The 21,060-nt window shown below is 43.5% G+C and carries 13 protein-coding genes; 4 read left to right on the top strand and 9 right to left on the bottom strand.

Annotation, left to right across the window (positions count from 1 at the left end; translation table 11 throughout):
- Window positions 1–127: 127 nt before the first annotated feature.
- Together BLS59_RS00230 and BLS59_RS00225 are read left to right on the top strand one after the other, a co-directional pair.
- Window positions 128–1,474 (top strand): APC family permease, encoded by a 1,347-nt coding sequence (locus tag BLS59_RS00230; protein ID WP_205411153.1) that lies wholly within the window; start codon window positions 128–130, stop codon window positions 1,472–1,474.
- A gap of 3 nt (window positions 1,475–1,477) precedes the next feature.
- Window positions 1,478–2,641 carry a trans-sulfuration enzyme family protein gene (locus BLS59_RS00225; RefSeq protein ID WP_091142256.1) on the top strand — a complete coding sequence of 388 codons (1,164 nt, stop codon included), beginning with the start codon at window positions 1,478–1,480 and terminating at the stop codon, window positions 2,639–2,641.
- Window positions 2,642–2,644: 3 nt separating this feature from the next.
- Here BLS59_RS00225 and BLS59_RS00220 read toward each other — a convergent pair whose 3' ends face one another.
- The 3 genes from BLS59_RS00220 to BLS59_RS00210 are packed head-to-tail and all read right to left on the bottom strand — an operon-like array spanning window position 2,645 to window position 5,545.
- Window positions 2,645–3,922 carry a hypothetical protein gene (locus tag BLS59_RS00220; protein WP_205411152.1) on the bottom strand — a complete coding sequence of 426 codons (1,278 nt, stop codon included), beginning with the start codon at window positions 3,920–3,922 and terminating at the stop codon, window positions 2,645–2,647.
- Window positions 3,897–4,340, bottom strand: a complete 444-nt coding sequence (locus BLS59_RS00215; protein WP_091142252.1) for a QcrA and Rieske domain-containing protein — start codon at window positions 4,338–4,340, stop codon at window positions 3,897–3,899. The genes BLS59_RS00220 and BLS59_RS00215 overlap by 26 nt, the downstream gene beginning before the upstream one ends.
- A 2-nt stretch (window positions 4,341–4,342) precedes the next feature.
- Window positions 4,343–5,545 carry a di-heme oxidoredictase family protein gene (locus BLS59_RS00210; RefSeq protein ID WP_091142248.1) on the bottom strand — a complete coding sequence of 401 codons (1,203 nt, stop codon included), beginning with the start codon at window positions 5,543–5,545 and terminating at the stop codon, window positions 4,343–4,345.
- Window positions 5,546–5,690: 145 nt separating this feature from the next.
- Between BLS59_RS00210 and BLS59_RS00205 the strand changes: the two genes are divergently transcribed.
- Window positions 5,691–6,344: a metal-dependent transcriptional regulator gene (locus BLS59_RS00205; protein ID WP_091142245.1), complete on the top strand. Its 654-nt coding sequence runs from the start codon at window positions 5,691–5,693 to the stop codon at window positions 6,342–6,344.
- A gap of 15 nt (window positions 6,345–6,359) precedes the next feature.
- Here the strand turns inward: BLS59_RS00205 and BLS59_RS00200 are convergent, their stop codons facing one another.
- From BLS59_RS00200 to BLS59_RS00175, 6 genes are all read right to left on the bottom strand, one after another.
- Complete coding sequence (locus BLS59_RS00200) at window positions 6,360–7,397, bottom strand: LacI family DNA-binding transcriptional regulator (protein ID WP_091142242.1); 1,038 nt, start codon at window positions 7,395–7,397, stop codon at window positions 6,360–6,362.
- 26 nt (window positions 7,398–7,423) lie between these two features.
- Window positions 7,424–8,224: a DUF4350 domain-containing protein gene (locus tag BLS59_RS00195; protein WP_091142238.1), complete on the bottom strand. Its 801-nt coding sequence runs from the start codon at window positions 8,222–8,224 to the stop codon at window positions 7,424–7,426.
- A 304-nt stretch (window positions 8,225–8,528) separates the two neighbouring features.
- The gene (locus BLS59_RS00190) at window positions 8,529–11,270 is read right to left on the bottom strand and encodes a carboxypeptidase-like regulatory domain-containing protein (protein ID WP_091142234.1); all 2,742 of its coding nucleotides are present in this window, start codon (window positions 11,268–11,270) and stop codon (window positions 8,529–8,531) included.
- Between the two features lie 329 nt (window positions 11,271–11,599).
- A complete protein-coding gene (locus BLS59_RS00185; protein WP_091144932.1) occupies window positions 11,600–12,643 on the bottom strand; it encodes an NAD(P)-dependent alcohol dehydrogenase in 1,044 nt (347 codons plus the stop codon).
- Window positions 12,644–12,752: 109 nt separating this feature from the next.
- On the bottom strand, window positions 12,753–16,016 hold the full coding sequence (locus BLS59_RS00180) for a glycosyl hydrolase (protein WP_091142231.1): 3,264 nt from the start codon (window positions 16,014–16,016) through the stop codon (window positions 12,753–12,755).
- A gap of 27 nt (window positions 16,017–16,043) precedes the next feature.
- The gene (locus BLS59_RS00175) at window positions 16,044–17,801 is read right to left on the bottom strand and encodes an alpha-L-rhamnosidase-related protein (RefSeq protein WP_091142228.1); all 1,758 of its coding nucleotides are present in this window, start codon (window positions 17,799–17,801) and stop codon (window positions 16,044–16,046) included.
- Window positions 17,802–18,147: 346 nt separating this feature from the next.
- Here BLS59_RS00175 and BLS59_RS00170 point away from each other — a divergent pair, with 346 nt between their 5' ends.
- A complete protein-coding gene (locus BLS59_RS00170) occupies window positions 18,148–21,006 on the top strand; it encodes a M16 family metallopeptidase (protein WP_091142223.1) in 2,859 nt (952 codons plus the stop codon).
- The last annotated feature ends 54 nt before the right edge of the window (window positions 21,007–21,060 follow it).

Genomic DNA, 21,060 nt, shown 5'->3' with positions numbered 1-21,060 from the left:
TAATAACGATTTAAATTATAAATATTGTTTCACAAAACACATATTTCGGTATTTTATTTACGGGCGTAATAAAACACTCCCGGAGTTATGGTTTATAATAAATTTCTGTACCTTTTAAAGCCCCAAAATGGCATCCTATAATTTAATGAACATTACGCCCAAACTCACCCGTTTTGATCTGTCGATGATAGTTATCAGCCTGGTAATAGGTATGGGTATTTTTGCTACGCCCGGCGAGGTTGCCAAAAACTCCGGCAATACTTTATTATACTTTGCAGCGTGGCTGTTTGGCGGCTTCGTTAGCTGGTGCGGTGCGCTCACTTTTGCCGAAATTGGTGCCCGCTATCCTACCACCGGCGGTTTTTACAAGGTATTTTCATATTGTTTTCATCCGGCTTTTGCCTTTATGATCAATTGGGTGTTAGTGATAAGTAATGCTGCATCCGTAGCCGCCGTAGCCCTCATCGGCGCCGAATACATTAATCCCGTAATTATGCCCGTAAGCCTGCAAAATGCAATGGGCATAAAAATAATGACCATTACATCGGTGCTGGTATTATATATCATAAACTTTATAGGCATAAAAATGAGCGCACGCACGCAAAATGTGCTCACCATGTTTAAAATAGGCATGATACTTATTTTATGCTTTGCGGTTTTTAAGGGTAATATCCATACCGCTTATATGGAAATGGCAAGCGAAAGCAGTAACAACCTTAGTGCTTTCGGGATAAGTCTGGTAGCTGTATTTTTTACCTATGGCGGCTATCAGCAAACAATAAATTTTGGCGGCGATATTATAAACCCCAAGGTTAACATTCCAAAAGCAATTTTCTGGGGAATGATAGTAGTTATATCGTTATACATGTTAATGAATTTTACTTACTATTCGGTTTTAGGAATAAACGGACTACAACATAAAACAACCTTAGCCGCAACCCTTGCCGGTGTGCTGTTTGGGACATCGGGGTATAAAATAGTATCGTTATTGATGTTTATATCGGTAATGGCATTCATTAATGTAAACATTATGGCTAATCCCCGGGTATATTACGCCATGGCCGATGACGGCATATTACCTGCCCGCTTTAAGCACGTGAACCAGAAAACACAAGTACAGGAGTTTGGCCTCAGTTTTTTTGTGGCAGCGGTGCTAATTATCCTGTTTTTTGTAAGCTCGTTCCATAAAATATTGGATTATGTAATGTTTTTTGACACCATAGGCTTATCTACGGCGGCAGTTACCATTTTCATTTTGCGCAAAAAAAACAAACATCTTGATGCAAAGGGCATTTATACCATAAGCTGGTATCCTGTTATCCCTATAATTTTTATTGCTACCTATTGGTTTGTTACTATCAGCATATTTATTGAAAACCCTAAAGCAGCATTAGTTTGCCTTTGTGCGTTTGCAATAGGTTTGATCATATATTTTATTACCAAAAAAAGTAAACCACCAATCACTATACCCTAAATTATGGAACTGTCATTTATTTTAAATGAACTTGGAGAGGAACGGGAAAATTATTTCAATGCTGTTTCGCCGCCAATTATACAAACAAGCAATTTTGCCTTCAAAACCGTAGGAGATTTGCGCAATGCTATGGATGATGAGTTTGCAGCCAGTCTTTACTCTCGCGGGCAAAACCCTACGCTTGATATTTTAAGAAAAAAACTTGCCGCGCTTGATGGTGCCGAGGATGCTTTACTATTCAGCAGTGGTATAAGTGCCATAACCATCCCCATGCTGGCTTTGTTAAAATCTGGCGATCATATAATTGCGGTTGAAAACTCTTATAGCTGGTCGGTAAAGTTCTTTAATGATTTTTTGCCCAAATTTGGCATTACAACAACCTTTATCAGCGGAACCAATCTGGAGGAATTTGAACAAGCTGCCCAACCCAAAACACGCATCATATTTTTAGAAAGCCCAAGCACATTTAGCTATGAACTGCAGGATTTGAAAAAAGTGGCGGCATTTGCACGCTCGCGTGATATCGTGACTATTATCGACAACAGCTATTGTAGTCCGCTTTACCAGCAACCCATAGCCTTGGGTATTGATCTGGTAGCGCAATCTGCCACAAAATACATAGGCGGACATTCGGATGTGGTGGCGGGTGTACTCACTGGCAGCAAGGCGCTCTTAAAGAAGATCTTCGAAAATGAATTTATGACTTTTGGGCCTGCCCTTTCGCCAAATTCGGCATGGTTGCTTTTACGCGGATTAAGAACCTTACCCCTACGCCTTGAACGCAGTTTCGAGAGTACAAAAACCATTACAGCATGGTTAAGCGGTCATGAAGCCGTACAGGACGTAATATGGCCATTTAGCCCCAATAACAAGCAGTTAATCCTTGCCAATGAGCAGATGAAAGGCTGCGGCGGTTTATTTAGCTTTACATTGAAAAACTCATCGCTTGAAAAAATTGAGGCTTTTTGCAATAATTTAAAGCATATACTGCTGGCTGTTTCATGGGGCGGCCATGAAAGCCTTATCGTTCCGGCAATAGCCTCGTTCGGTATACAGCATTATGATAATAACAATGATCGTCAGCAATTGATACGGATGTATGTAGGCCTCGAAGATCCGCAATATTTAATTGCAGATCTTCAGCAGGCGCTCACCAGTGTGCAATAGCAATTAAAAATATGTTGCGAAGCCAAATTGAATGACGCCACTTTTGGCAGGAGGATTACCAAGAATATCACGTTGTTGCTGCCTGCGATAATTAAGCCGGATAACCGTAGTACCAACCGGCCGGAACGCTATTGCCGGGCAAACCGACCACAGATCATCGGCTATGTTGCCGCCTGTTTCCCTAAACTTGCCCTCGTTATAGTCGGCATACTCCAGTCTTACCCCGATGTTGAGCTTGGCATTATCCCAGCCGAGGATGTTTTTTTGCAGCACGGTGCCAACAACATCTACAAAGCCGCCCCATTGTTTACTGCCAAATTGCTGGCTATAAGTATCAGGCACATCAACAAGCACCTTTGCTGCTTCGCCCAGTATATTGATCCTGTTTTTCAGAAATGAGGTATTAAAGTCGATGGCAAAAGCCCGGATGCTTCGCTTTTTATCGAGGATATTGCCATCATCATCGCGCCATTTATTGTATACCCCATCCATATATGACAAACCGACCTCACCCAGCTTACGGTTGCGGATAGCTATTTTTCCGGTAAACATAGGTAAGCCGCTATTGCTTTCTTCAAACTTTTCGGGGTTGCCCTTGCCTGCCGCCAGGGAAGTGCGGTTTTCTTCGTTGGCTATAACTTTATCGTCAAAACCGTTGGTTAAATAGGTTTCGTATCCAAATACCCAGTTCCCGGTAAACTGCTTGCCATAAAATCCAAATCCGGCTTCGGAAAGTGTGGCGGGTAAAATAGTGGTGGATGAAATTGGCCTGTCTATAAAATCCCATTTAGGGCCGTCATGGTTTTGATTGAAGGCACCTATGGGGTTAACTATGATGCCGCCCCTTAAATTCAACAAGGGATGTAATTCAAAATCAAGCGAAGCATATTCAACGCTGATCTCTTTACCACCATCCTCAAATTCAATCTCCGACAGGAATTTTATCCGGCTGGCAATCGTAGATGATAAAAAGATAGATACCCGCCTGAACTGGAAAGAAAAACCTTCCGTAGCACCATCGGTAACGGTGTATTGCGTATTGGTTTCCATGTATCCGCCAATGGCTATAGGCGCCTTACCCAATTGCAAAAACGGGCGGCTATATAAGGCGTCCATATTTAATTTCCGGGTAGAAGTATCGGCAGGTGTATGCTTTAAAAACTGCGTTGAATCGGCCTGTTGCTGTGCCTGTGCAGTAAAACAATATATTATTAACCCAAAACAAAAACCCAAACTCCTGCAACCCGCCCTGCCCCTATACTTGTATGTAGATATTTTCATTATCTGTTTTTATAATAAATGCTTTTAAATTTTCCTGGGCTGGCGCGCTTTGCACCACACCCCGGTTGGTAAATTCGCTGCCATGACATGGGCATACCAGGAAATCGCCCTGTGGCTTAACTTCACAGCCTTTATGGGTACAGCGCATTAATAAAGCGGTGTACTCATCAGCAGCAAAACGGTAAATGCAAATCGGGAAGCCGAATTGCTGATTTTTAAGGATCACATATTTGTGATAACTGGCTTTGCCACTCCCACCTGTTTTAATGAACTCCGCTTTTTTAATTACCAGTATATTGCCTTTGGTGTCGGCCTTTACATAATGATCGGCAGTGGCGCATCCCTGCAACAGCGGACTTAAAACGGCGCCACCAATACAGGCGAAACCGCAGGTTTTTATAAAGTTTTTACGATCCATAATTATAATGATTGAAGAAATTTGATAACCTTTTCCTGTTCGGCAACGGTGAGCTTATTGAAACGCCCCTTGCTTACGGCAGCCTCGCCGCCATGCATAAGTATCGCTTCGGAAATACTGTGCGCGCGGCCGTCATGCAGCAAAAAAATGTTGCCACCTTGTGAATTTTTGGCAAGGCCCAATCCCCATAGCGGCGCGGTACGCCATTCGCTTGTTTTGGCGTTGCCCTCGGTATAACCATCATCAAGACCAGGGCCCATATCATGCACCAGTAAATCTGTATAAGGATGAAACTCCTTATTGGAAAGCACATCAACCGGCGAATAACCGGTTTTGAGTGTTTGTTTATGGCAGTTTTCGCAGCCGGCTTGTATAAAAATGGCCTTGCCTTGCTGTACAGCTACATCATTAGGGGTACGTTCCAGCGGTGCCTTTAGCGTTTGCAGGTAAAACACAACATCGTTAATGGTGCTGGTACCAATCTCCGGGTCGATAACTTTGCGGGTGTACGCATCCAGCGGATCAAAAGATGAAGTAATGCCGATATCCTGGTTATAGGCGTTTACCGTTTGCTGCAGCAGGTTAAACACACTCGCTTTTTTGCCAAAACGGCAAATATATTTTCCGCCCCTTGTGATCCTATTTTGTTCGGCAGGAATGTAAGCCGGAATATAATTCCAGTTTGGATGCCCGCGTACGCCATCGGCGTTGTTGGTATTACCGGCGGCCATGGCTATGATATCGGCATCGCTTACCAGTTCCAGAAAGCCTAAGCCGGTATTAATTGGCGGGGTAAATTTTGCGAAGCTTGCCCCTTCAGGAATTTGCTCGGGCTGATAACCGGGTATGGCGCGGCTTTGCAACTGCGGCCCGCCCTGTTCCAGAAAATGATTACCGGTGCTATCCGTTTGCCCAAAGCGGGTTAAAGTGGTAAAGGGTGTCCCTTTTCCGTCGCCCTTGTGGCAGCTGCCGCAGCTGGTGGCAACAAACACCGGCCCTAACCCTGTTTGCGGTGTAAACACCTGGTCGGTAAAGGCAGCATCGCCGGTGGCGTGCCTGGCTAACTGCTCGCCGGTTAAATCATCTACCGGTCCGTCAAGTACGGCATCGCCCGCCGGGGCTACCGGCAGCACATGCGAGCACGCTGCAATAAAAATAACGACACCTAATACTGAACCTGTTATAAGTAATGATCTTCGCCCCATAAGTTTATTTTAACAGGACAAACATATCATTATAATTTGAATTATAAAATAATTAAAATTAGATAAGACTAATTTTAATTTAAAGACTAATCAATTTTAAATTATCAGCTTATTTTATTTATGTTTGTAATTATCCCGTAGAAGTATGCACACTTTATCCGAAGAAAACTACCTTAAATCTATATACAGGTTATCGCAAAAGGCCGATGAAAAAATTACGCCCACCGCTATCGCGGAATCATTGGGCAATAATGCGGCATCGGTAGTGGATATGATTAGGAAGCTGACCGAAAAGCAATTGATAGAATATGATAAAAAGAAAGGTGTGCGACTAACGCCGCAGGGATTAAAAGTTGCTATACTCATTGTACGGAAACACCGTCTTTGGGAAGTTTTTTTACTGGAAAAACTGGGCTATCATTGGGATGAGATCCATGATATTGCCGAAGAGCTGGAGCATATAAGCGCCCCTACTTTGGCCGATAGGCTTGATAAATTCCTTGGGTTCCCGGAATATGACCCTCACGGCGATCCTATACCAAAAGCTAATGGTAAATTACCCAAAACCTATTCGGTTAAGCTGGCCGATGTTAAAACAGGCACATCGTGCAGGGTGGCGGCAGTGAGGGACACCAGCAGCGCGTTTCTTCAATATCTGCTAAAACTGAACATAGGAATAGGTACACAAATACAGCTATTTGAGATAATAACGTTTGATCAATCGCTGGTTATAAGCATTGATGGCGGCGAGAAAACAACCGTATCGCAAAAATTTGGCGAAAATATCCTGATTAGTTAAACACGATAAAAGCCCTTAGGCATTGTGATTGATTTTCTTGATTGACGAATCTCTTACATGCATCGTAGATGGCACAACTACCTGTCTTTTAGTGCGCTCTGCTTTAGTGACATCTATCTGTTCCAGCAATAAGTTCACCATCTCTTCCGACATTTTGGCTATCGGCTGCGCAACAGCGGTGATATTGGGTTTCAGCAGCTTAAACACATCATGATCATCAAATGATATCACACCTATATCGCCGGGAACGCTTAAATTTAACTCCTCAATTGCCTGCAAACCTTTAAGTGTAAGGTAATTTGTACCGAAGAACAAGGCATCAATATCGGGGTTTTGGGTTAATAGTTGCGTGATCTCCTCTACGGCGGTTTGCTCTACTTTTTGGTAGTTCATTTTTACGGTGTATGGCTTTAGCCCATATTCGCTTATGGCTTTCTCATAGCCCAGCAAACGGTCATGCATTTGCGTTTGCTCCGAGTCTATTGTGATTAGCGCTATGTTCCGGTAATCCTGATCTATTAAGAGCTTAACAGCGTTATACGCGCCTTCGTAATTGTCGGTTGTTACCCTATCGGTTTCAATTTCCTTGTAATAACGGTCAAAAAGTACCAGGGGAATACTCTCGTTTAGTAAATTAGTGATATCCGCCTCCAATTTTTCCGAGGGCGCAATTATAAACCCATCAACGTGCCTATCCCTGAAAAGGTCTATCAGTTCCCTTGTTTTAGCAGCCTGATTTTTTGTACTTCCAAATATTATCTTATAACCGCGTTGGTTAAATAATTCTTCTACATACCCGGCTACTGTTGCAAAAAACGGATCGGCAATGTTTTCGATTAGTAAACAAATGATCTTGGTTTTACCTGTGCGCAGGCTTTTGGCCAGTAAATTGGGCTTATAGCCTGTTTCCTCTACGTGTTTTAATACCTTTTCGGTAAGAGCGGTACTTATACCCACTTCTTTTGATTTTCCGTTTAGTATAAAGGAAACCGTAGTTATTGAAATATTTAACTGCGCTGCAATATCTTTAATAGAAACTCTCTTTTTTTTCATTTCGCGCAGCGGATTACCGTATAAAATTAATTAACATCAGGAACTTGTTTTAACAACCATGCCGATATGTCATCGGCTGCTTTATCATTTTCAAAACCGGAAGGCAATCTTCCATTTGTATATTCATTATATAACCAGGGATCGCCAACGGCTAATACTGTTCCCTTGCCAAATTTAGCAGTTGCAATAATAATTGCGTTATCTTTTTTTAAAGCTGCCTTAGCCTTGCCCTTTATTGTTATAGAGCATACATCCTTCATAAATATCTTACCTGCGGTTTTAAACAGGGGATTATCCTTTGTAACAATTGCACCGTCATTAAAATGCGCATCATTTATTACATGATTTTGCAAATCATTATTAAAGTGCATCCCAAATTTTGCAGCAAGTGTATTAAAATGTAGTAACTCTACATTGGCGCTGTCATTAGCCAGCATAACCAGCACACCGCCATTTTTTACCCACTTTTCAATAACTGATACATCACCCTTGCTGATGTAATTGGGTTTCGGACTTTCCTTTTTCGTATCCGGATCAACAATGATATACACTGCAGACTTTTTCAGGTTAGCAGTTGTTGGCGCTTCGGCAAGTGTATCTAACGTAGCTCCATGCTTTTTAAATGCATCACCCCAAATTGAATACCCGGAATCCTGGGCTTCGTTCCATAAATAATGATAACGCTGCTGCTTGCCCGCAGCGTTAGTATGCACCTCGTGATTAAAATAATAATCGAGCGTTACAACCTGTGCCTTTAATTGGTAAACTGCTGTAGTAATTATTAAAAATAATAAATAAACTCCTTTACCATTTATTCTGTAATTCATTATTCTTTACCAGCATGTATTTTATAATAGCTATAATTGGTTCGTCAAATGTATTACTGATATGTAAAAGTATCAAGCAACGGCGCTTTTATTTACTACATCGATTTAGTGACATATAAATGGCTTAAACGAAGCAATAAAATTAACAGAATAACTTAGAATTTAATACCTTTTTGAAAAAATATTTGATTTTAACGACAGCTGTAAATCACTGAAACGTTAAAGGTCGATAAATAAAGATGCCCGGCCAGTTGCCGGGCATCTTTATTTATCAGGTATGTGTTTTTACTTGACTGAAAAACTTTTATTCAACCTTATACTTGTATACCTGCCTACCTAACTGACCCGAAGCATTGATACCTTCAATAATAACTTTATAGGTACCCTTTTCATCGGCATTAAAGAAATCAAACTTCAGTTTACCATCGGTTGATGCCTTTACACCAGGATTCCAGTAAATTGTTGAGCGCAGATCTGTTAACGTACCCGGATCACTTTGCGGCGCATCATACTTTGGCGAATAAAAGTCTTTAACATTGCTAAAGCCACGCGGAGAAATATTGGCTATCTCAGGGTGATAAGATCCTTTTGTCCACGATCCCCTGACGGTAATAAGCAGGGCCAACCCTCCCAGGTATGATTTCATGGCCGCGCCTGTCCGCACAACGTCTATCTTAACAACATCTGCCGGGTCGATAGATCCTCCTGTAAACACATCTTCTACATCATACTTATCAGTAATCTGTTCGCCGTTGATATATACGTTCATAGGTACAGCTTTTCCGCCATCTTTTCCGTACGGATAATTTTGCACATCGCCGTTAGGCTCAAACGTTACCCCAGCCAAACGCCCCTGCACGCAGGCCAGCAAGGTGGCGCAGTTTTCGGCATGGTCAAGTACAAAAGTCTGATCGGCGTGACCTTCGGGTACACTGAACATACCTTGCGAACGACCAGGCTTATTGCCTTTGATACTCACGGTTTGCAGTTGCTGTACCCTGTTTAATTTTCCAGACCTTTGCAGCTGGGCTATTTCTTTTACATTACCTTCAACAAATTCCTTTTTGCTGCCCATTAAGTCGGTATTTATATCGCCAACGTTTTTATTAACGGTCATCCCCTGCCATGCAATCTTGTCGAGTTTTATTATTACGTGGGTACCGTCTTTGGGGGTTCTGCCTTGTACGCTGAATTTTATGCTATCGGCAAGTACCAGCTTAGGAAAGCTAAACTTTCCTTCGGCATCGGCAACGGTATCCTGGGTTATACCTGTCTTTAACGAAAACAAGGTAATCTTTCCTCCCGGTACCGGTTTGTTGCTCAGGCTTAATATCCGGCCAGAAATTACTGTATTTAGCTTCTCTGCCGGGTATAAAAGCGCAGGTGTAGTGCCCGTACCTGCAAGTAAATCTTTCCACACAAACCTGCGGTATCCCTGGGTAAGCATGAGGTTATCCAGGGCACCATCTACCTCTTCGCTTGTTTTGGTGAAGTAATAGTTGGGCTTTTCAATATAGCCCTTCAAATCGGAGGTTAGTAAGATATTTGACAAGATGGTACTCTCCGCACTTTCTTCCACAGGCACTTTACTTTCGTCTATTACCGACACCGAGAATGTACCTGCAACCGGCTTGCCCGCGCCATCCATTACATCGCCCATGACTTCAACCTTTTCCCTTGCTTTATAGCTTTGTTTGGCCGTGGTGAGTTTAAGCTGCATCAGATCTGGTGTCCGGATGAATGAAATACGCTCGTTAAGCGGCTGCCCATTGCTGTTGAATAATGTAAATTGCGCTATACCGGTAGGAAAATCTTTTTTGGGAATAAACACCGATGTGGCCGCTCTTGCTATCTTCACCTGCGAGCCGAAAATCATTTCGCCACCTGTTTGTGCCACCAGGCTTAATACTTGCGGCGTTTGATACAACTGTGGCGAAGCATTTATCCTTACTACCAAAGTATCACTATCGAAATTATTGTATACAGCCAGCACATAACCAGCATCCTGTGCTTTAGGAAGCCCAACAGATGATTGGGTACCGTCTGGATAGGTAATCTTAGCGGTGTAGGTTTTACCATCCTCCGGCTTAAACATAAATTTGCCCATGCCGGCGTGTTCACTTTGAAAAGTGGCTACCTCCTGGTTGGCATTATCAATAACAGAACCTTTAATATCAATGCCGTTACCATCTGGCGCTACCGCTTTAAACCCTACCCTTGAAGTTATGCCGGTAACTAAATTGCCGCTTTCGGGGAAAAATTGCACATCGCTTTGCGTAAGGTTCGCTTTTATGGCAAACGCATTGGTGACTAATGTTTTTTCTTCGGTTTTGAATGCGGTAACAATAAAACCGCCTTTATCAAGACCTGTTTTGGCATCATTAGGTATCGAAATAATAACATTACCGGATGCATCGGTTTTCGCCGTTTCGCGGAAGAATGTATTTTTATTGATAACTATCTTGTAACTCACATCTCTTGATGCCAGCGGACTGCCGTCTTTACCGGTATAGTTAATTGTGGCTATAACACGAGGCTTTTTGTCAATCAATTTATATTGATAGCTTACTTTTGCTATTACGTCGTTTTCAAAACCTTTAATTACGGCGAAGGTATGATCATAATAATAATCTGGCCCTGCATTGCGCATCCACTGCGTATAGGCCCGGATGCGGTAATTGCCAGACATTAAGGTATCGCTAATAACAAAGTTACCTTTGGCCATACCCGCACTGAGGGGCAATTTTATACTTTTCTCCACCGAGTCTTTTTCGTTGATCAGATCGGCATATACAGCCCCGCTTAATGCCGATAGCTGGTGCCTGCTGCCCACGGTTACGTACGCTTTAAACCAAATGGTATCGCCCAGAGCGTAATATGGTTTGTCGGTATGCAGATAAACTTTTTCTTGAGGGTTGTTTGTTGTCCAGTTGTTTAATGCTGCAACTATTTTATCAATAGGCCCATCAACTTTAATAAAAGCCGTGAGGGTTGCAAGAAGAAAAAAAGCCGGTAAAATGACTTTGGCAGATTTAGATTTTAGCATAGGTATATTAGGTTTATTGGTTGTTATAATTGCGTTTGCCCTGCGCCGGTTAAGCAGTTAGACTAACATTTATTAAATAGGTTTAAAGGCTAAAGCAATTATATCTATAACGATTTAGGACCAGATAAATATAAATATTATCCGCAATAAACAGCAAAAAATAATATTTGAGATAATTTTGTTACAAAGCACCTCATTAAATCAGTTGTAATTAATAGCCCGTATTTCAGCACTTTATAAAATCAAAAAATGCTTAAAAACAAGAAACCGGCTATGTGTTTAACATGCCGGTTTCTCTTTGGGTGTAAGCTCTGTTACAATTATTTTTATTACAATGTAGCCATATCAATTACAAAGCGGTAACGTACATCGCCTTTAACCATACGGTCATAAGCTGGTTGAATATTCTTGATATCGATCAATTCGATATCTGAAACGATGTTATTTTCGGCACAGAAGTCAAGCATTTCCTGAGTTTCCTTAATACCGCCGATGCCAGAACCAGCAAGGCTTTTTCTGCCGCCTAATAAGCTAAACGCAGCTACTTCTGCCGGTTTTGGTGGTACACCAACGCAAATCATAACGCCATTTGTTCTTAACAACGATAGGTACATGTTGAAATCATGCTCGGCAGAAACCGTGTCGAGGATGAAGTCAAATGTTCCTTGCGCTGCTTTTATCTGTGGTGGATCTGTAGTTACTACAAAATGGTGTGCGCCTAAATCTTTAGCATCCTGTTCTTTTTTTGGCGATGTGCTTAGTACCGTAACTTCGGCACCAAAAGCTACACCAAATTTAACAGCCATGTGGCCCAAACCACCTAAGCCTAATACGGCAAGTTTATGTCCTTTGCCAACTTTCCAATGCCTTAATGGCGAGTAAGTAGTGATACCAGCACACAACAAAGGTGCTGTAGCAGCAAGATCAAGTTTTTCAGAGATGTGCAATACAAATTCCTCCCTTACTACAATGGTATTGCTGTAACCACCATAAGTTGGCGATGAGCCATCGCGCTCCATACTATTATAAGTTTGGGTGCTTCCTTCCAGGCAATACTGCTCCAGATCCTGCTTGCAGTTTTCGCAAACCTGGCATGAATCTACCATGCAGCCGGTACCGGCAAGGTCACCAACTTTAAATTTGGTTACATGGTCGCCAACTTTAATTACACGACCAACAATTTCATGCCCCGGCACCATTGGAAATATACCAGGGAACCAATCATTTTTGATCTGGTGAAGATCGGAGTGACAAACTCCACAAAATAAAATATCAAACTGAACATCATGAGGACCAACCTCGCGGCGCTGAAAATCCCAGGGCGCTAAATCTGTTTCGGCATCTTGTGCCGCGTAACCTTTTGCTGTTATCATGGTAAATTTTATAGTTTTTTTATGTTTTAATACAAACAAAGCTAATGAGAAACTATTTAGCAAAAATTACGAAATTCAAACCATAACCTGCAAAAATCAAACAACTAAATTAGTAGGCAACAGATTTTATACTTACCGGCCCGGTAAGGCCCGATGCCTCCAGGTTACTATGCTCATTATATGGGTTGTTAATAGTCCAGGTGTTTCGTTTGTCGGCCGGTAATTTGCTATCGCCAATTAAGCGGTTCACCCAGGTATTTACCACAGTTACATCAATAGTGTTATTACCTGGTTTTAGTTTACCTGTAATATCCAGCACGTAAGGGGCCGTCCATACACCGCCAACTTCAACACCATTTATCTTTACTTTCGCCATAGCTTTAACCTGTCCCAGATCAAGTATCAGGTGTTTGCCTTTTTCAATTTTGGCTATATTGAAGGTGTTATGATAAACTGCCGAGCCTGAGTAATATTTAATACTATCCTCTGCACGTTTGGTCCAATCGTCAAGCTTATCAAAAAATACAGGTTTTGTAGGGCCCCACCTTTTGGTATCGAAGGTAACTTTCCATGGTGTATTGATCTTATTAACCACCTGTTGTTTTGGGTAATTAAGTGCTTCATCCTTCGCTTTGCCGGCAACGCTGTTTTTTCTGAAAACAACAAAGCTGCTTTGGTTAGGTGCAAGTTTTAAGGGAACGGTTGTTATTGCGCCTTCCTGTTTGTATGATGGTAAGTTGCGACTGCTGCCTGTTACGGGGTCCCAAAGTTCGGGCGCTTTACCGCTTACCCTGAATGCTGCATCAAGGTCAAGATCTTTATCTGTTTGGTTTGATACAAAATACACATCGCCGTCGGCAAGCCTGCGGTGGATAAACAGTGCCTGCTTATCTTTATCAAACCTGCAATCGGGCGGTACGTTTACCAGCTTTAGGGCCTGCTCCATGTCCATACCGTTTATAACAAGTCCTTGCCCATATTTATGGGTTTTAACAGCACTACCATCTATATCGCCCCACAATTCCGAAGCTAAACTCTTGATCTCCGCGTCAGCGCTGCCATAGTTCTGCAAACTTGGCGATCGGCTTGGCGCAGGGCCTAATATGGTGAGGCCTTCGCTAACTAATTTTTTAATATTACGCAACAGTAGCGGGCGCATGGTTTCCAATTTAGGGAGTACCAATATTTTGTAGCTCATGCCGCTGGCCAATACCAGTTTGCCATTAACTACTTTTGCGCGGCTGTTCAGGATCTCGGCATTTATGTAATCAAAAGAATAACCTTGTGGCAGTTCTGGATCACGCACACCGGTCATCTTGGGCGCATCTTCGCCAATAAAATAGGCTACATCGGCCACGTAACTTCCCTGGCGAAGCATGAAATTACAGCGCTTGATGTACGCCGTAAACAGATCCATATCATAAAACCAGGTATTTAAACGGTTAAATTCATTGGAGAAGCCTGTATTTACCCCCGGTACTTTATCTTCATAAGGCTGTTCAATGTATACGTGCAATAGTGTATTGTTTATCCCTTCGGTGAAAAAGCGGTCGCCACGTTGTTTCATCATAGCCGGATAGCGGGAGAACGCACCGCCCCCGCAGGTAAATGACTCGGCCGATACTTTATTTTTACCGTAGATGTGCGCGCATGACGATGCCGCCCTGTTCTCGATATTACCCAGCTCGCCTTCGCTCCAAAACTCGCCGCCTATTTCGTCAGACTGGCCGCCGTACTGTAAAAACTCGCCCGGGAAACCCCAGTGTCCGTAATTTTCGAGCCAGGTGGTTAACCCGTTCTTGTGACTTACATCGCGCAAGCCACCTACGTATTGATAGGCAACTTCATCGGCTACAAACCTGCGCAGATCCCACAAAAACCTATCGGACTGATCCTGGCTGCCCGCTACCCTGCCGTTTACCACCGGCATATACGGCGTTGGATCATATCCGTATAGCGACTGAAATTTGGTAGCCAGCGCATCCGTCCAGTTTTGGCCACCAGTTTCGTAACTATCCTGTACGGCTACCTTAAAGCTCTTACGATCTGCCGCCGGGATGCGTTTGAGTATCTGCCCCAAAAAAGCGTCGAAATGCTCGGCGATATGCTGCTTGCTCATTTTATCTACTTCCAGCCCCGTACCTTCCGGCGGCGCAGGGCTATTAGTAACCTGAGTTGGTGTCATCCCGGTGCGTTCAATTACCCAATTACCGGCAGGTACGTTCCATTTCAGCGTACCATCCGCAGCCAGGTATTTAGATATATCTATAACCTTTGCGGGATCTATAACATAGTTTTTATCATCAACCGGCGGTTGTGGTACCCATTGATATTCTTTCCAGTAAGGAAGCGGCGTTTGGAACATTTTAGCCAGCGTTTTTTCTGCATAATTTTCAACAAGGGGCTGGGCCGATATTTTTATTTCGGCAATTTCGGCATCATATGATCTCTCATCAAAAACAATCCGGAAACTACTGGATGTAGTTGCCGGAATGCTTACTGCACCCGGCGCATAAGGCGAAAAGCCCACGTTAAGCGCACTGTTGCTGCGGTCAACAATAAAATGCTTGATGGTTTTATAGGTGTGCCCGTCGTTGTCCAGCGCCTGAATATCGCCCTCAAAACGCAAGGCCCGGTGGCCTAAATAAAACATTACGCTGCGGGCAGTATATTTAGCACCATCGGCAGTAATGGTAACGGTGGTCTTTTTATCTGATGGCAGGCTTGCAGTGGTGCTTTCATTACCATCAATAAGGTTATTGACGTTCGTTAACGATGGTTCCGAATTAATAGTAACCTTATTACCCGATGAAATATCTGTTCCAAACCCAGTTGGCGCAGGATAAGCGATCACCTTTACATCCTGGAATTGCTTAACAGGGCTTGTTAGCTTTTGATTAAAAACAATAGGCCCTTTAACCGTTTGTGTTGATGAGGTAAGGTAACGCATGGCCTGCTCGGGCTTTACCCAGGGCCCCCCAGACTGGCTCCATCCCGGGCTGTTAAAAATACCGATATCGATACCCAGGCGGGTGGCCGTTTTGAGTGCCGTGTGCATAATATCCCACCATTCATCGCTGAATAGTTTAACCTTTCCGTACGGTACATCATCGAGCCCAATGTTGCCAATAAAAGCACGGTTAATACCCACCTTTTTCATTGATTCGAGGTCTTTTATTACTCCCTCTTTAGAAACATTACCAGAAAGCCAGTACCAGTAAACACTTGTTTGTACAGAATCGGGCGTGGTTTTAAAACCCGAGTAAAGACTATTACTAACAACGGGTTTTACTTTTTGCTGCGCCATAGTGCTGCTACCGATACAAGTAAATGCCAGCGTTACAATACAGGCGCTTTTATAAATATTTCGCATTTTGAGTTTGATATTACGGATGGATTTTTACTGAATTATTTTAACACCTTTTGGCGCGCTAACCGTTGTTTTTATTTTTCCGCCGGCCAGCTTCACGTGTTTTATTTTTAAGATACCATAAGGTGTTGGATAAGTACCTTCGGCAAAGGTAAGATCGCCCAAATGGGGTTCTATCTTTATAACCCTGCAGCCGGCTTCTATTACTTTTACACCCAGCACATGCTCGGTTAACCAGGGCGTAGGACCAGATGCCCAACCGTGAGACAAGCTATGCCTGAAACCTTTGTAGCAATAAGCACCATAATCGCCGTGAATATCTTTCTTGCCTTCGGGTACCAGTTCATCAATGCGGGAGGCATTGGGCAGCCAGTCTATATTAAAATCTTCCCAAAAGGTGGTGGCGCCTAAGCCAAGCATAGGTCCCCAGAAATCACGGATGGCACTAATGCCACCCTGGTAATCGCCAGCTTTTGCCTTAGCCTGCAGCATGTAATAACCAAAAAATGTAGAATAATTATGTACGCCACCGGCTGATAACTCGGCATTGGCTTTATCGGCAGGCAATAACCCTGACAGGCCCAAAAGTGCGGCTGCTTGTTTGGAGCCATTGGCATCCGGCACGTTTTTCTTTAAGCGGGCAACGGCCGCATCGCAGATCCTGGCGGTGGCGGGGTCTTTTAAAATGGTACAAAGCTCCGATCCGGCATTGAGGGTCATTACCAGCATGGCTTGCAAACCGGCATGTATACCCTTTGCATTTTCGCTGGACGGCCAATCTAAAAACCGCCCGGCATCATTGAGTGCTTCGCTGTTATTGGCATCAACTTTTTGAGCGTATTGTTTAAGCAACGGTATCAGATAGCTTTTTTGCTGTTGCAGATATTTCAGGTTGCCGTTGTGCATATACCAGTCATGCTGGATCAAGATCCACCACATGGAGTATGATATCATGCCATTCATATAACCCGGCAGCGGGGTAATATCGCGCGCCAGATCCAGGCTTTTAGGTACCACATCGTTATAGCCAAATACAGCTGCTATGGTTGATGTTTCGGGGTGCATATCGCCTACCCAAACCAGCCTGTCGCGTTTGATACCGTCCCACAAATAATCCTGCATGTTTAAATGAACAGTATACGCGCCGGTAAGCCAGATCTTATTAAGCAACGTATCACTGCATTTGAACGATCCTAAATATGGAATATCGCGGTAAATAAAAATGGCGCGGGCCTCTTTCAGCTTTAATTCGGCATTATCATCTATCAAATCTATCCGCACAAAACGGAAACCTGTATTGCCAATTTCAAGTTTACCCAACCACGGTACCGACACGATAAAATCACGCATGGCGTGGTCATTTGTGGCACCTTTAACAGTATCGATACTGGACATGGCCTCACTTGCCGATTCGCCAAAGCGGATCCGCACCCGTATGGGCTTGCCGCCGCGTGATTGATCGGTTATTAATTGTAAGCCCCCTTGTAATTCTTTTCCATAATCAAGCAGGATGCCCGGTTTGCCTTGTACGGTGCTGGTAAGCACACAAAGGTCGGTACCGGAAAGATCAGCCTGTCCTTTACCTTTTTTCAGCAATGTTTCGGCGTTGGTAATGTGTGAGCCGGCATCGGCAGATTTCCATAGGATGCGCACCGGCGAAAGATATTTCCTTACTGTTTCTGTCGATTGTGCTTCGGCTGCCCTGCCGGCATCAAAAACCGGCGGCAGCTGGGCTTTGCAAATCAAACAAGAACTAATGATCAATAAGGTTATATATAGTTTTTTCATACAGGTTGTAATAATTCCCGGTGCTTTTATAATTTCAATTTGTTACAGATTGCAGTTGTTGGGGAAGGCAATGTTGTACCCAACCAGCCGCATGGCTTATAATTAAACAATGTTAATTTATTATCATTAATTCGGCATCCTGCACTATCTGCTTTATGTTTCGCGCTTAACCTGTGTCTAATCGCAATATCCCGCTAACGGATATGCCCATCAGTCACAATTCCGTTACACGGATTTAAAAACCCGGCGTTAGCTTAAACCGCGCCTATAAAATTCTTAATATAGTATTCTTTCAGGAATCTGCTGCCTGATGCTCATCAACGAATACTATTTAAACATATCAACTATGATAAAATCTTTAAAAAAATCGTTTTTAATTACCTCAATGGCTTTGGCTGCGCTTTGTGCAAACGCCCAAACCACCATTCAGCCCAAGCTGGTTGAAAAAGTTACCCGAAAAGGCTCAGACCTGGTGATTCCCTATGAGAAGTATGTACTTCCGAATGGCTTAACCGTTATCCTTGCCGAAGATCATTCCGATCCTCTGGTTCATGTGGACATCACCTACCACGTAGGTTCGGCGCGTGAAGAGATTGGTAAATCGGGCTTTGCCCACTTCTTTGAGCACATGATGTTCCAGGGAAGCGATCACGTTGCCAACGGCGACCACTTTAAAATTATTACTGAAGCCGGTGGCACCTTAAACGGCTCAACCAACCGCGACCGTACCAATTATTACGAAACCGTACCTGCCAATCAGCTTGAAAAAATGCTTTGGCTGGAATCTGACCGGATGGGATTTTTGCTTGATGCTGTTACCCAGCAAAAATTTGAGGTACAGCGTGCCACTGTAAAGAATGAACGCGGCCAGAATTATGATAACCGCCCCTATGGTCTGGCGAGCGAATACACCTCTAAAAACCTGTATCCGTACGGGCACCCTTATTCATGGCTGACTATCGGGTACATCGAGGAATTGAATAAAGTTGGTGTTAACGACCTGAAAAACTTCTTCCTGAGATGGTACGGACCAAACAACGCAACTATAACCATAGGCGGCGATTTAAACGCCAAGCAAACACTTGCCTGGGTAAGTAAATATTTTGGCAGCATACCAAGAGGTCCTGAGGTTAAAAACATGTCGTTACCGGCACCCGTTTTAACTGCCGACCGCTACATATCTTACACCGATAACTACGCCAAGCTACCCATGCTTTCCATTACTTATCCGGGCGTAAAGATCTACGATAAGGATATGTCTGCGCTTGACGCCTTAGCGGGTATAATTGGGCAGGGCAGAAACTCTATATTTTACAAAAACTTTGTAAAAACACGCAAGGCTGCGCAAGCTTCCATGAACTCATCCAATACAGAGCTGGCCGGCGAAATTGGCATCCGTGTTATACCTTTCCCGGGCCAAACACTGGCCGACGCAAAAAAACTGGTAGATGAGTCGTTAGCCGAATTTGAACAGAAAGGTGTTAGCGATGACGACCTGATCCGCTTTAAAGCAAGCTCAGAGGCTGGTTATATTAATGGCCTGTCAAGCGTAAGCGGCAAAGTATCGGCACTGGCGCAGGCACAAACTTTTACCGGCAACCCCAACCAGATAGGTGCAGAACTTGCATCCATCCGCGCGGTAACCAAGGAAGATGTAATACGTGTATATAACAAATACATAAAAAACAAACCGGCCGTTATTTTAAGCGTATTGCCAAAAGGCGGCACGGTACAACCTGTAGCTGCTGATAATTACACGGTAAATACAGCCGGGTACAAGGCACCGGATTACGGTTACGGTGGTTTAACTTATCACAAAGCAACAGATAACTTTGATCGTGCTGTAAAACCAGGTGTGGGTGCAAATCCGGCTATTAAGGTACCTGCAATATGGTCGACCGTTACACCTAATGGTATCCACATTATCGGTACCGAAAACAAGGAGATCCCGGCGGTATCTATTTCAATTTCCATTAAGGGCGGCGGCATGTTTGCTATTAACAATCCGGCTAAAGCCGGTTTAGCAGGTATTGTTGGCCGTATGATGAATGAGGAAACAAAGAATTATACTGCCGAGCAGTTTAACTCCGAACTGGAAAAACTGGGCAGCAACATAGGTATTTTTGCCGGTGCAGATGAAATCTCTATCGACGTATCATCGCTAACCAAAAACCTGCCGAAAACGATGGCGCTGTTGCAGGAAAAACTGTACAATCCCAAGTTTACGCAGGATGCGCTTGACCGTATTAAAAAGCAAACCATTGAAGGTTTTAAACAAGCTAAAACGCAGCCCGCTGGCGTAGCATCAAGCGTTTACAACAAAATACTATACGGAACTGATAACGTACGCACCTACGCAACAGGCGGTAATGAAGAAACCGTAGCCGCTATTACCTTACAGGACGTACAGGACTATTACGATAACAACTTCTCGCCATCGGTAACTAATATTGTTGTAGTTGGCGATGTTAACGAGGGTACCGCAAGGGGCGCGCTTGCCTTCCTGAATAGCTGGAAAGATAAAAAAGTAACCATCCCTACTCCTGCCGGCGGTAATTCATTTGATAAAACCACACTGTATATCGTAGATGTTCCAAATGCCGCACAATCAGAAATTCGCATTGGTTACCTGGATAAACTTAACTATGATGTAACCGGCGATTATTATAAGCTGGGTATTGCCAACTACATATTAGGCGGTGCGTTCAACAGCCACATCAACCTTAATTTAAGGGAGAAAAAAGGCTGGACGTATGGCGCACGCTCGGGCTTTAACTCCAGCAAATACGGCGGCGATTTTACGGCCTCGGCCGGTGTGCTGGCAACTGCTACAGATAGCTCTGTTGTAGAGTTTATTAAGGAGATACGCAATTATCAGCAAAACGGCATTACGCCCGACGAGTTGAAATTCACCCAAACCTCCATAGGCCAAAGTGATGCCCGCAAATACGAAACCAATGGTCAAAAGGCCGCGTTTCTTTCACGTATACAGGAGTATAATCTTAAACCTACTTTTGTTGACGATCAGAACAAGATCTTATCTACCATTACCCCTGCCGAGATCAATCAGCTGGCTTCAAAGTACCTGAATACAGATAATATGATCATCCTGGTAGTTGGCGATAAAGCCAAAACGCTTCCCGGCTTGCAAAAATTAGGTTACCCTATTGTTGAGCTTGACAGCGATGGTAAGCCAAAACAATAATATCTTATAACAATCTTTACCAAACAAAAAGCCCTCCCGAAAATCGGGAGGGCT

This window comes from Mucilaginibacter pineti (genome assembly GCF_900101875.1).
Taxonomy (GTDB): domain Bacteria; phylum Bacteroidota; class Bacteroidia; order Sphingobacteriales; family Sphingobacteriaceae; genus Mucilaginibacter; species Mucilaginibacter pineti.
This window is presented reverse-complemented; position numbering and strand designations above follow the sequence as displayed.

Coding starts and splice junctions, on each gene's coding strand:
- BLS59_RS00200 (WP_091142242.1), bottom strand. CDS start 7,397: ATGAAAAAAAAGAGAGTTTCTATTAAAGATATTGCAGCGCAGTTAAAT.
- BLS59_RS00195 (WP_091142238.1), bottom strand. CDS start 8,224: ATGAATTACAGAATAAATGGTAAAGGAGTTTATTTATTATTTTTAATA.
- BLS59_RS00210 (WP_091142248.1), bottom strand. CDS start 5,545: ATGGGGCGAAGATCATTACTTATAACAGGTTCAGTATTAGGTGTCGTT.
- BLS59_RS00185 (WP_091144932.1), bottom strand. CDS start 12,643: ATGATAACAGCAAAAGGTTACGCGGCACAAGATGCCGAAACAGATTTA.
- BLS59_RS00175 (WP_091142228.1), bottom strand. CDS start 17,801: ATGAAAAAACTATATATAACCTTATTGATCATTAGTTCTTGTTTGATT.
- BLS59_RS00170 (WP_091142223.1), top strand. CDS start 18,148: ATGATAAAATCTTTAAAAAAATCGTTTTTAATTACCTCAATGGCTTTG.
- BLS59_RS00230 (WP_205411153.1), top strand. CDS start 128: ATGGCATCCTATAATTTAATGAACATTACGCCCAAACTCACCCGTTTT.
- BLS59_RS00215 (WP_091142252.1), bottom strand. CDS start 4,340: ATGGATCGTAAAAACTTTATAAAAACCTGCGGTTTCGCCTGTATTGGT.
- BLS59_RS00225 (WP_091142256.1), top strand. CDS start 1,478: ATGGAACTGTCATTTATTTTAAATGAACTTGGAGAGGAACGGGAAAAT.
- BLS59_RS00205 (WP_091142245.1), top strand. CDS start 5,691: ATGCACACTTTATCCGAAGAAAACTACCTTAAATCTATATACAGGTTA.
- BLS59_RS00220 (WP_205411152.1), bottom strand. CDS start 3,922: ATGAAAATATCTACATACAAGTATAGGGGCAGGGCGGGTTGCAGGAGT.
- BLS59_RS00180 (WP_091142231.1), bottom strand. CDS start 16,016: ATGCGAAATATTTATAAAAGCGCCTGTATTGTAACGCTGGCATTTACT.
- BLS59_RS00190 (WP_091142234.1), bottom strand. CDS start 11,270: ATGCTAAAATCTAAATCTGCCAAAGTCATTTTACCGGCTTTTTTTCTT.